Source organism: Gabonia massiliensis (genome assembly GCF_001403595.1).
Classification (GTDB): domain Bacteria; phylum Bacteroidota; class Bacteroidia; order Bacteroidales; family Coprobacteraceae; genus Coprobacter; species Coprobacter secundus.
Genome location: NZ_LN877938.1, coordinates 420,736 through 433,306 on the forward strand (window position 1 = coordinate 420,736; position 12,571 = coordinate 433,306).

General features: G+C 41.4%; 8 protein-coding genes. 4 read left to right on the forward strand and 4 right to left on the reverse strand.

The window, feature by feature from the left end; translation table 11 throughout:
- Positions 1-42 precede the first annotated feature (42 nt).
- Complete coding sequence (locus BN2628_RS03910) at positions 43-1,089, reverse strand: linear amide C-N hydrolase (protein ID WP_055096306.1); 1,047 nt, start codon at positions 1,087-1,089, stop codon at positions 43-45.
- 347 nt (positions 1,090-1,436) lie between these two features.
- Between BN2628_RS03910 and BN2628_RS03915 the strand changes: the two genes are divergently transcribed.
- From BN2628_RS03915 to BN2628_RS03925, 3 genes are all read left to right on the forward strand, one after another.
- Positions 1,437-2,837 (forward strand): arylsulfatase, encoded by a 1,401-nt coding sequence (locus BN2628_RS03915; protein WP_082430136.1) that lies wholly within the window; start codon positions 1,437-1,439, stop codon positions 2,835-2,837.
- A 255-nt stretch (positions 2,838-3,092) separates the two neighbouring features.
- Complete coding sequence (locus tag BN2628_RS03920) at positions 3,093-4,775, forward strand: putative transporter (RefSeq protein WP_044229905.1); 1,683 nt, start codon at positions 3,093-3,095, stop codon at positions 4,773-4,775.
- 158 nt (positions 4,776-4,933) lie between these two features.
- Positions 4,934-5,863 (forward strand): DMT family transporter, encoded by a 930-nt coding sequence (locus tag BN2628_RS03925; RefSeq protein WP_044229908.1) that lies wholly within the window; start codon positions 4,934-4,936, stop codon positions 5,861-5,863.
- Between the two features lie 54 nt (positions 5,864-5,917).
- Here the strand turns inward: BN2628_RS03925 and BN2628_RS03930 are convergent, their stop codons facing one another.
- From BN2628_RS03930 to tilS, 3 genes are all read right to left on the reverse strand, one after another.
- Positions 5,918-7,432 (reverse strand): WG repeat-containing protein, encoded by a 1,515-nt coding sequence (locus tag BN2628_RS03930; RefSeq protein WP_154668392.1) that lies wholly within the window; start codon positions 7,430-7,432, stop codon positions 5,918-5,920.
- A 541-nt stretch (positions 7,433-7,973) separates the two neighbouring features.
- Positions 7,974-10,094 carry a transcription termination factor Rho gene (rho, locus tag BN2628_RS03935; protein ID WP_055096085.1) on the reverse strand — a complete coding sequence of 707 codons (2,121 nt, stop codon included), beginning with the start codon at positions 10,092-10,094 and terminating at the stop codon, positions 7,974-7,976.
- A 234-nt stretch (positions 10,095-10,328) separates the two neighbouring features.
- Complete coding sequence (gene tilS, locus BN2628_RS03940; protein ID WP_055096088.1) at positions 10,329-11,669, reverse strand: tRNA lysidine(34) synthetase TilS; 1,341 nt, start codon at positions 11,667-11,669, stop codon at positions 10,329-10,331.
- A gap of 209 nt (positions 11,670-11,878) precedes the next feature.
- Here tilS and BN2628_RS03945 point away from each other — a divergent pair, with 209 nt between their 5' ends.
- Entirely contained in the window at positions 11,879-12,277 is a 399-nt protein-coding gene (locus tag BN2628_RS03945; RefSeq protein WP_055096090.1) for a hypothetical protein, read from the forward strand.
- Positions 12,278-12,571 lie beyond the last annotated feature (294 nt).

A 12,571-nucleotide genomic window follows, 5' to 3' on the forward strand; every position in this document is an offset into this window, starting at 1 on the left:
GGGAAACGGGGTATGTCGTGTAAAAATTTCTCCAAACCAGTCTTAAATTCCGAATAAAAAAGTCAGGGATTTACTGTCTTTAAAGTCTTTTGCCGTATTTCCTGCATAGATTTCTCCTTGTGTCAAGGATAATTTTTTTACCGGACTGCCCGGAGCAAAATTCATATCTTTCAAATCGACCCAAAATATATCGGGGCTTAATGTAGATTCGAAATAATAGACTTTGTTTCTTTGGTCTGATACCGTACGCCAACGTGTCGAGGCAATATTGGGCTGTTCGGGGACGGATATCCCCAACGGGACGGAAACGTTCCGCATTACACTAAATACCCCGGCTACTGCCAAGCGAAAGTCCGGAGTGAGCGGCAAGGCATTGATATAAAACGATGCCCGGACAAAACGGTCGGATGCGCGATTTGTCCCCGGCAACATCACCATACCTCCTATTTGTTTCCAATAATCATTTAACGTCAGTTGCTTGTCATATGTAGGTGAATTGGTCATCACCTGACATTCCTTACCTTGATGTATTATCAGATTGCCGTCAATATATTCAAAAATCGCACTATTCCCTGATGCATCGGAAACGGACAAGTGCAAAGTAGATTTGTAACCATTGGGCAGGTCGGGTGCATCGATTCTGAACAGCTCTTTTTTTAATTCAGCAACTGTTTCTTCTACTGTGGAAAAATTATCCAGCACATACTGGGTCCATATGCTCAGTCCCATTATGGGGCGATTATCGTTTTCTTTCTTATATGAAGATTCTGTCAGAAAGAGCAAATTGGCAACCAATCCTTTTTCGTTCATTCCGTCACATACTCCTATATCGTATCCGGCAGTCACGACGCTTCCGTACTTGGAGGTCCATTTTATTGTATTCTCCGTTATTGCGCCTCTTTTTTGCATTCCTCTCGGAAACATATATATGTTTGACTGGGGATCTTCTTTCCAATCCATGGTTCGTCCGGTTACTATCATATGATCCGGGCCCAAATAAACGGCTCGTGTACAAGCTTGAGATTGTTCTACACAGATAGCCAAGCCAATACCCAACATAAGGAACGGTATAGTTTTTTTTGTTTTCATAGATGTATTTTTTATAATGACTTTATTCTCATAGTTATATAACAAATGTTCTCGCTGCATTGTTTCTAAGGCCCTGTCTAAATTTTCCGATAAGAGTAACTTCTGCCAAGTTCTTTTTGTCCTTTCTTTTGAGGGTGTCTTTTTCGTCCGTATTTACCAAACGGCCTGCTATCATCTTTTTAAATTCAGAAAAATATTCTTGAAAAGAACTCTCAATGCTGACCCGGTCAAAATTTAGACAAACTCTTGGAATACTCAGGGGTTTATCACATAAAATGATTATATTCGTGGCGGAAAAACTTCAGAGTCTGTTTAAGCCGGCTCTTCATAATTCAGTATTTAATATCATGCGGAAAGAATTTTTTTTTATCGGTAGTGCTTTAATCGCAAATGCTACACTTCTCAAAGCTGAGAAACATCGTGAAAACCCGGTCAATGTCATTTATATTCTTGCCGACGACCTCGGTTACGGAGATATAGGCTGTTATGGACAAGATAAAATAAAGACTCCCCACATAGACCGAATGGCACAAGAGGGTATGTTGTTTACCCAGCACTATGCCGGATGCACGGTAAGTGCGCCGTCCCGTTGTTCTCTTATGACGGGATTGCATACAGGACACTCACAAATACGAGGTAATAAAGAGATAAAGCCTGAGGGACAACAGCCCATGGAGGCAACGACATATACATTGGGCCGGCTTATGAAATCGGCAGGATATGCAACTGGCATCTTCGGTAAATGGGGATTGGGGTATCCGGGTTCTATGTCGACTCCCAACAAAATGGGATTTGACGAATTTTATGGGTATAACTGCCAGAGGCAGGCCCACAGTTATTATCAAGACCATTTATGGCACAATGAAAATAAAGTCATATTTGACGGGAACAGGAACAATGAACGGAAGGTCTATGTACAGGATTCTATCCATGCACATGCATTACAATTTATACAAGAAAATAAGGACAGGCCTTTTTTCGCCATGCTGACATATACTTTACCTCACGCCGAGTTGAACTTACCTCACGATTCCATTTATAGAATGTATGAGAATGCCTTCGAAGAGATTCCGTACAACGGCCAAAGAGGTTATTATCCTTCGGAAAAGCCATATGCTTCCTTTGCAGCCATGGTTACCCGTCTCGACATGTATGTAGGGGAGGTAATAACTCAGTTGAAAGAGCTGGGTATCGATAAAAATACAATCGTTATCTTTACCAGTGACAACGGCCCTCATCAGGAGGGCGGGGCTAATCCCGATTATTTTAAAAGCTACGGTCCGCTTAAAGGCCTCAAACGAGATGTATATGAAGGGGGTATCCGGGTTCCGATGGTTGCATGGTGTCCCGGTCTGATAAAACCGGAAACCAGAACCGACCATATTTCGGCTTTCTGGGATGTAATGCCGACGCTGGCCGAACTTACTGGTACCAAACTGCCTCAATCGGGAGATGGTATATCATTTCTTCCTACTCTATTGTCAAAGGATGGGCAGAAAAAACATGATTATCTCTACTGGGAATTTCATGAGCAAAACGGCAGGGTGGCTCTCAGAAAAGATAACTGGAAGTTGATAAAACAGCCTATCGTCGGAAAGACGGTTATTGAGTTATATGACTTGAGCAATGATATACATGAGGACCATAACCTGGCTGAACAATATCCTCAAAAGGTAAAAGAACTCGAAAAAATTCTGGACCAAGCCCGAGTGCCCTCTCCTATTTTCAACTTCGGCAGACCGGAGTGAGTTCCCAACCGGTAATTTGCTCTTATTTTTGCCATAAAGGATTTAGGGAAACTATAATAATATTGGTATTGTCAAAGATTCATTATTAATTATATTGTCTTATTAATTAAATATAATTACCTTTGCACGCTGTTATGCAAAGGTAATTTTTCATAGAGAGGTATGTGAATTATCGGATTTCAAGTATAGTAGAGACGGAAAATTATAAAATTTTCGAGAGGTGTACCTGAACTTAATTTATACAATAATATAAAAATGACTTGGATTGAAAATCTTCTGTTTACCACTGAGTCGGTCGCGCATACCGTATTTCTATACGCGTTTGTGATAGCTTTAGGGGTATATTTGGGGAAAATAAAATTTTTTGGAATTTCCCTGGGTGTTACATTTGTGTTATTTGTCGGTATTGTCGCCGGGCATTTCGGATTTGTCGGAGAGAAGAATATCATGCACTTTTTGCAGGAGTTCGGACTTATTCTTTTCGTTTATTCCATCGGTTTACAGGTGGGACCCGGATTTTTCTCGTCTTTCAAAAAAGGAGGTATGCGACTGAATATGCTGGCAGCCGGCATCGTGTTGCTTAATATCGTCGTGGCATTTGCCATCTATCTTATAGCTAATGGTCGTATAGAAATGCCTATGTTGGTAGGTATCCTTTCGGGTGCGGTAACCAATACACCGGGACTCGGTGCTGCACAACAAACATTGGCGCAATTACATTTTGACGGAAAGTTGGATGTCGTACCGGAAATCGCTTCGGGATATGCGGCCGCGTATCCGTTAGGTGTTGTGGGCATCATTGGCTCTATGTTGATAATCAGAGCTTTATTTAAGGTAAAACTGGATAAAGAAACGAAAGAGATAGAGGAAGAAAATAAAGAAAGTCTGCTCACCCCTCATCTGGTGACTTATAAAGTGGAAAATCCTCTTATTTTCGGCCGTACAGTGCTGGATATGGCACATATTATCGAACGTAACTTTGTCATTTCGCGTATTAAGAAAAAGAATGACGAGGTTATCATCCCCAAATCGGATACGGTTATCGAAGAGGGAGACCTCTTGCTGACTGTCTTGTCGGTACAGGATGAAGATGCTTTGAAAGCTTTTATCGGGAAACCGGTAGAGATGGACTGGAAAGCGATTCCCGCTCCGGTCGTTTCTCGTCGTATATTGGTCACCAAGCCGGAATTTAACGGCCGCAAAATCGGTTCGCTCCGTTTGCGCATGGGTTACGGCCTAAACGTCACCCGCCTCAACCGTGCCGGTGTAGACCTTGTTGCCAATCCTAATCTGACTTTACAGGTAGGTGACCGGTTGACGGCAGTAGGAAAGATTGAAGACATCAACCGCTTGGCCGAGAGACTGGGTAACTCCATGAAACGTCTGAACGAACCTAATATGATTACTTTGTTCGTAGGTATCTTGTTGGGTATCGTCTTAGGAAGTATACCTCTTGCCATACCGGGTATGTCCTCATCCATGAAATTAGGATTGGCAGGCGGCCCTCTGGTCGTGGCTATTCTTATCGGTCGTTTCGGATACAAATTCAAACTGGTCACTTATACCTCGACCAGCGCCAGCCTCATGATACGTGAAATCGGTATCTGCCTTTTCCTTGCCAGTGTAGGGTTGACTGCCGGTGGCGGTTTTGTGGATACGGTAGTGAATGGAGACGGTCTGTTATGGGTATTGTGGGGATTTCTTATTACAATCATACCTCTGTTGATTATCGGAACCATCGGCCGCTGGCATTACAAGCTCAATTATTTTACTTTAATGGGACTGATTGCCGGCAGCAATACAGACCCTCCCGCATTGGCATATGCCAATAAGGTAGCCAGCAATGATGCTCCGGCCGTAGCTTATTCGACAGTGTATCCTCTGACGATGTTTTTAAGGGTACTGACTGCCCAGCTCATGATATTGGCTTTTGCTTAAAAGTACAATTACATCAATAATAAAAGCCAAACGACCTGGTCACGTTATTGTGAGCAGGTCGTTTTTTTATTATAGCCATGTACTGTTTTTTGGGAATACTATGACGGAACAAAGCCTGAAGTTTATTTGTTCTAATGAAAAAATAAATTTTTTAGACTGTGAAAAATAAGAAAACCGAGGCCAACATCTGCATGGTCATTTCGAAAACATTCAGCGGGTTGAATATGAATGCGCTGAAATATCTGTTACCTTTATGGATAAGTCCTCTAACGGGGGTTACACTAAGGTGTACTTTTGCCGCTATCGCATTTTGGATAATCGGCTTCTTTGTACCTAAAGAAAATACGACCCGTAAAGAAAAAGGCATATTGTTCCTTCTGGGGGCATTGGGAATATATGGATTCATGTTTTTCTACCTTACAGGTCTCAGCAAGACAACTCCGGTTTCGAGTTCCATATTTTCTTCATTGCAGCCGATATGGGTCTTTGCCATAGCGGTTCTTTTTTTGGGGGAACGTATCACCAAGATGAAGATTATCGGAATTCTGATAGGATTGGGGGGTGCTCTGCTTTGTATCTCCACTCAAAAGAGCGATGACTTGGCATCTGACGCGTTTACGGGAAACCTTCTATGCCTGCTCAGCTCTATGGTATATGCTGTTTATCTGGTTTTAAGCAACCGGCTGCTCAAGTCGTCCGGAACATTTACGTTATTGAAATATACATTTACCGGAGCTGCCGTTTCGAGTTTGATAGTCACAGTCATTACCGGTTTCGACGCCCCTATCTTGGACCAACCTATACATTGGCTGCCTCTCGGGATACTGTTGTTTGTACTTATATTCCCTACTGTCGTCAGCTACATGTTGATTCCGATAGGGCTCAAATATTTATCTACTACTCTCGTGGCAATTTACGGTTATCTTATACTTATCGTAGCTACGATAGTCTCTCTTTCTATCGGGCAAGACCGGTTCAGCTGGACACAGATGATTGCTATCTTTGCGATTTGTATCGGTGTATATCTGGTGGAAATTGCAGAGAACAAAGATAAGAAAGACTCTGCCCCGGCAAATCAACAGGTATAATTTGCCGTCCGAGACAGAGCTTCTCTACCTTCTAATAAATACGAATCAAAAAAACTATCTGATACTCGGTGTATATCCCTTACCTCCACATGAGGGACAGCGGTCATGGCTATGCGATTGGGGTACTTCTCTACGGCATTCGTCACACCAATATGTACCCATATTGCCATATGTAGGAGTCTTGGAACCGGCAATCCAACCTTTGCCCCCACACAAACTACATCTGTTCTGCGTAACAGAAGAGCCGCTATTATTACCGTTGTTTATCGGTGCATTGTTATTGTAATTGATATTTCCATTGCCTGCCATAGCTGATTTTAACTGGAGCATAAGTTTTGCACCTTCATGCCCCTTGGATGCGGCGAGTGCAAGCAATTGTATTTGCAATGTGTTGGCTTCATTAGTATTGAAGGTATTTGACATGGATGCGGCCAGATTCATAGAGGCAACTGCTCCCAAACCTTCTTTTCCCAATCCGACAATTATATCCTGCATCAACGTGGCATATCCAAACTGGGTATCGGCATCGGACGGGTAATTACTTTTCAAAACTTCTTTCAAATATCCTAATGCCGCACTGCTGTTTCCCTGGTTTATATAATTTTTCACGATTTGCCCATCATTTTTCAGCGTATTTTTCGACGGTTTAGCAGATGACGACCGGGAGGAGGAAGCTAAACCATTACCTTCTTGAGAGGTCAGATATTCCTGATAGGTCATTACATTTTCACTGTCTTCTGCCACCATGATACGCTTATATTTTGAGGAATATCCGGCCCAATAAAACAGGCATGGAATAATTTCTTTTCCGCTTGTGTCACATACTCCACATTTGGCTACATGATTGACAAATTTTTGCACTGAAAAATAGTTTCCTTTTTTATGATAACCGATAAAATCGTACTTACCGGGCGATATGATTGTCTTGCCGTCGGTATCGCGGACACTGCACGTTTTCGTCTTGGTCTCCGGAGACTTTTTTTCTATTATTATGTATGGACCGGAAATGGATACATATTCATATTCATCACAGGGCAGTATCACTTTACCGTCTGCACGATAAATGCATTTTTTTGTATAAGTAGGGTCAGTGCACTCGAAACATAACCAATTGCCAGCCACTTCTCCTGTTACCATACTGTATTTCGGAGCAATTATTTCTTTCCCATCGGAACCACATGCTCCCATCTTCTCTCCTACTGTAATTTCATACCAAGAATAATCGTCTTTGGTCTGATAGCTTACCTTATCGGCATTATACTTTTCTTTAAGAGATGCCGACATCTTTATGGGAGCCATAAAGTCATCTAATTCCGAAAAATCGGAAGTACTCTTTGCGGTTTCTTTTTCCTCTGCCGCAATGATTTTATCCAACTCTTTCCGGAGCGCATCCCTTTGTATAACCAGTGACTTTTTCGAGGCTTCGTCTTTTGTCGTGTTTATCTGCTCATCCAATTGCCGGACTTTATTTTCCAGCATCAATTTCCTGGTTGTGACAACGCCATATCCAAAACTTGCTTCACATAAGCAGAAAAGAAAAAAAAGAAGGATTGTACACGTACGTTTCATAATAAATTATATTGACTTGTTATATGCTTAGGACCCGCTTAAATCTAATAAAAGTGTTCGGTTAGTTCTCCATTTTCTTTCGTCAAACAGATTGTATTCTCTTTGCAAAAAACTGAAAAAACATCCTTAAAGAATTGAAACGGGGTGTTGCTCTGAAGAACAAATATAGTATTAATTATATATACATTGTACTCGATTTTCGTGAAATCTTCTTTACATTTTAATTTTCCGATACAAGGGATTTTATCAGGCCTTCTTTGTATTTTCCTTCGTCAAATAACCCGCTATTATCTTTCAAATCCTCAAAATTGACTCCGGTTCTAAGTCACATTTCACAACCTTTGGCAGCATCTCGCTCAGACCTATTTAAGTCACGCATCTCATCATAACACACCCCTTTAATCCCCTCTCAAGAGGGGAAGTTGCTCATTCAAATATCTTATTATCAATAAGAAAGCTATATACATTTCTCCAGATAAGATAAAAAAAGAGCCTGAACCCGATTAACGGTCAGACTCTTTCCCATATATTTATTTACCAATTAGTCGTTCATAGACAACAGCAATTCTTGGTTCGATGAGGTCTTTTCCATCTTGTCTTTAATAAATTCCATCGCTTCCAAAGAATTCATATCCGAGAGGTATTTGCGTAATATCCACATCCTATTCAATGTGTCTTTGTCGAGCAACAAATCGTCACGACGAGTACTGGAGGCTGTAATATCTACTGCCGGGAAAATACGCTTATTGGACAATTTACGGTCTAACTGCAACTCCATATTGCCGGTACCTTTGAACTCTTCAAAAATCACATCGTCCATCTTAGAGCCTGTATCGGTAAGGGCTGTTGCAATAATAGTCAAACTACCTCCGTTCTCGATATTACGTGCTGCACCGAAAAAACGTTTGGGCTTGTGCAATGCATTGGCATCGACACCTCCCGACAAGACCTTACCCGATGCCGGAGAAACTGTATTATAAGCTCGAGCCAAACGTGTGATGGAATCTAACAATATCACGACATCGTGCCCGCACTCAACCATACGTTTTGCTTTTTCGAGAACAATGCTGGCTACTTTTACGTGCCGTTCGGCCGGCTCATCGAAAGTAGAAGATATAACCTCGGCTTTCACACTCCGTGCCATATCGGTCACCTCCTCGGGTCGTTCGTCGATAAGCAGTATTATCATGAAAACTTCGGGATGATTTTCCGAAATAGCATTCGCGATGTCTTTCAACAACATCGTTTTACCGGTTTTGGGTTGTGCTACGATAAGTCCCCGCTGACCTTTACCTATGGGAGAGAACATATCTACTACACGGGTAGAAATGTTTCCGTAACGCCCTGAAGTCAAATCGAACTTTTCTTCGGGGAACAATGGTGTCAGATGGTCAAAGGGGACACGGTCACGTACATATTCGGGTGAGCGTCCGTTGATTTTCTCCACTTTTACCAACGGGAAATATTTCTCTCCTTCTTTCGGCGGTCTAATAGGGCCGTCTACAACATCTCCGGTCTTCAAACCAAAGAGTTTGATTTGGGATTGAGAAACATATATATCATCAGGGGATGTCAGGTAATTGTAATCGGAAGAACGTAAAAATCCGTAACCATCGGGCATCATTTCGAGAACTCCGCTTCCGGTAAGTATTCCTTCGAATTCGTAAGATTTCTCCACCACTTTAGGTTCAACGGTAACATTGTTGTTCTGATTATTAGCCTGCGCCTGATTGTTTTGAGGTTGTTGAACCGGAACAGACTGTTCGTTTGTATTGGCCTGGTTGTTATTGTTGTTATTATTATTATTGTACCGTTGTTGTTGATTGCGAGGTACAAAGCGCTGGCGTTCGCTTCTGGGGAAGAAAGTTTGCAAATGTGAAGTACCCGGAGTCGGGATATTCAAGTCATATTGTCTACGTTCACGCGGTTGGAAATCGTTATTTTGAGCCGGTGTTGCCGATTGGTCCGACGCGGTTTGCTGGTCAGCGTTCTGAGCATTTGCAGGTTTCTGTTCGGAAACGACTTTACGTATAATTGTTTTCTTTACTTTCTGTATAACAGGGCGAGCGGGTTCACTCTTTTCTTCTACGGCAGGTTCTTGTGCGGGAGCTTCTTCTTTTTTTACAAGGTCGGCAGAGGCGGGTTCTTCGTTCAAAGGCAATTGCAGTTCCACCTGATCTTTCAATGCCGGATGAGCAAAATGTGTCTTTTTAACTTTCGTCGGCTCAGCTTTTTTTTCTACCGCCGACTGTTCTTGGGCAGGATTCTGTACTTCATCAGCTACAGGTACCGGCGAGGCTTCGAGGGTTTTGTCCTTTTGGACGGACTTACTGCTGCGAGCTTTCTTTACAGGTTTAGCTTTTGCCTCTTCTACTACTTCAGCAGCCGTTTCTTTAACAACGTCCTGCACCGGTTGCCCGACTGCCGCTTCTTTTTCAGGAGCTTTTTTAGTCTCTGCCCGGGTTGTCTTTTTCTTTTTAGGAGCTGCCTCCTCAGCTTTTGCCGCCATTTTTTTGCCAGCAATGTCTATGGCTTGCTGATCCAAAATTTTATAAATCAAGTCTTCTTTTTTCAGGGCGTCGACTTTTTTCAAGCCCATTTCTTTTGCAATGACCTTAAGCTCTGCCAAGAGCTTGTCGTTTAATTCCACAATGTTATACATGAATGCTTATACTATTGCTAGTGATAATTAAATTTTTCAAATAATATTCATCTATCTACGAACCTCTTCTGCTTTAAGACATAAGTGTAGAAAATAAATTTTGTTTTTTGTTTGGATTTATTGTCAGAAAATGTGTTTTTACACACGAACCTTGTAGGTTTTTTATTCACGACAAAAGTAGATTGTTTTTTCGATATTACAACAAAAAGCGTTAACGTTTAGTTTAATTATTAACTATTTTTCACAAATAATTTGAAATATCAACTTCGTTTCACATTTAACCCGGACTTTTTCACTGATACGCTCACCCATTAACCAAATTATTTCATCACCTGAACATAACAACCATGCTTTTTCCTTATCTATACTTGAGTATTTATGGTCGTTAAAATAATCACTTAGTTTTTTACTTCCTTTCATTCCGAAAGGTGTGAAACGGTCACCCTTTTTCCAATGCCGGACAATCAATGGGAACTTAAGTTTTGCAGCATCAAAGCAGGCAATATTCCGGTCGCGGGGAATTTCATAGTGCTCCTCATTGGATATAAAAGCAAATTTCAGTGCGACCGGTACATTTATCCTCGACATGTTTTCTGTTATTTCGAAGGAAACATCAGCTTCTTTTTTTTTCGAGGTAAGAATCATCCTATTCCGGTCTTTTATCAACCGATAATCGGTCGACAAAAATTCTTTCCCTGAATGAGCTTCCAGTGATTCCCATATATCATCGACCTGTGACGAAAGAAAGCCATATTCCCGGACCATTTCGAATAACAATGCCTTTGGTGAGGGCTGTTGCAGCAACTCTTCGATTTTAATATAAGTCTCTTCTCCCGTTTTTATGAGTACTTTGTTTTTTTGTTCTGCAATGGAATGCCGATAGACGGTGGCTACTTCCTTCAGATGGTTCATCGTACGTACTATTGTTTCCGGCACAGCAGGATTGACAGACTGCAACAGAGGTAACACATGCAGCCGTATTTTATTGCGGGTGTAATTATCTTCCCTATTGGTACTGTCCACCACATACGGCAGTTGCCTGAATGCCAAATAGTCTTCTATATCTTTGCGGGAGAGCGATAGCAGAGGCCTTATCACTCTGCCATATACCGGTTGTATGCCGCACAATCCGGTGATACCCGTACCTCGTATCAAATTCATCAACATTGTCTCCACAGAGTCGTCCCGATGGTGAGCTACGGCAATCCAGCGGGCTTCGAGTTCGCACCGAAGTTTTTCGAACCATTCATAGCGTAACTCCCGGCAGGCCATTTCGATAGAAACTTTCTTTTCGGCAGCGTACTTATTCGTATCGAAAACCGTTTCATAAAAAGCCACTCCTAACTTCTGCGCCATTTCATAAGCAAAATTGCGGTCGCGAACTGCTTCGTTTCCTCTTAACTGAAAATTACAATGACATGCAATGCAATCGTATCCCAACTGCAACAAAATATCTAACAGGGATACAGAATCGGCCCCGCCACTCACCCCGACCAGTATCTTGTCTGTACCGGAGAGCGGAATATTTTCCGAGATATATGATTTTACTGTTTTTACTATTTTCTCTTTGTCCATGAGAAAGGATAAGTTTGTATACAAACGTACAACTTTTTCGCGGTATATAAAAGCAAAAGGTGCAATTATAGCATTCCCAGCAAAAGTTAATAAACGAAAAAATGAAAATGTGCATTTAACTTCGTACGCCACCAAACATCTAATTAAACAGAAATGTTTTATAGAGGGAGCTTTCCCCTATTTATGTTTAATATTTAAATTTGAAAATTATGAAGACAAAAATCGGTATTTTATTAGTTACCATCTGTTTCTCTACTGTAGCTTTTGCCCAAAAACCTAAAGAAAGAAAAGAATTCTCTCCCGAACAAATGGCTCTGAAACAAGCAGAAATGCTCAAAACCCGCTTACAGCTGAACGAGACTCAAAAGAAAAAAGTCTATGAGTTAAACTTGAAGTACAACAAAGAAAACAAAATGTTGATGGAGCAAATGCAAGAACTGAGAAAGAAAATGCAAGAGCTGAACCAAAACAAAGAGGCCGAACTGAAAGGAATGCTGACTCCGGAACAGAATGCAGCTTATGACTTGTGGAAGCAGGACCGGAAACGGGAAATGAAGAAAAATTTCAAAACCGAAAAGAGACCGGGTACCGCACAGCCCCGCAAATAATATTATACTTGCAACAGCTGTCCTATATCGACAAAAGAACTGCTCCCAAAAGTTAGGCACAAAACTTTTGGGGGCAGTTCTTTTTAGTCAGGAACTCTTTTCAAAGGCTTCCAATTTATCTTTAAGCCTTTCTTGAAAAATATCCTCTCCATCATCGTCACTCTTTCTTCTAAGCATCGTATAATTTATTCTTCCAATAACAAAATTGGACTTTTTCGAGCGAATAACATACAACTAACTACACTTTTTCAAACGAATCAAATGTTTCACTCAAAACTACAATACAAACCACAG

Coding starts and splice junctions, on each gene's coding strand:
- BN2628_RS03910 (WP_055096306.1), bottom strand. CDS start 1,089: ATGAAAACAAAAAAAACTATACCGTTCCTTATGTTGGGTATTGGCTTG.
- BN2628_RS03915 (WP_082430136.1), top strand. CDS start 1,437: ATGCGGAAAGAATTTTTTTTTATCGGTAGTGCTTTAATCGCAAATGCT.
- BN2628_RS03920 (WP_044229905.1), top strand. CDS start 3,093: ATGACTTGGATTGAAAATCTTCTGTTTACCACTGAGTCGGTCGCGCAT.
- BN2628_RS03930 (WP_154668392.1), bottom strand. CDS start 7,432: ATGAAACGTACGTGTACAATCCTTCTTTTTTTTCTTTTCTGCTTATGT.
- rho (WP_055096085.1), bottom strand. CDS start 10,094: ATGTATAACATTGTGGAATTAAACGACAAGCTCTTGGCAGAGCTTAAG.
- tilS (WP_055096088.1), bottom strand. CDS start 11,669: ATGGACAAAGAGAAAATAGTAAAAACAGTAAAATCATATATCTCGGAA.
- BN2628_RS03945 (WP_055096090.1), top strand. CDS start 11,879: ATGAAGACAAAAATCGGTATTTTATTAGTTACCATCTGTTTCTCTACT.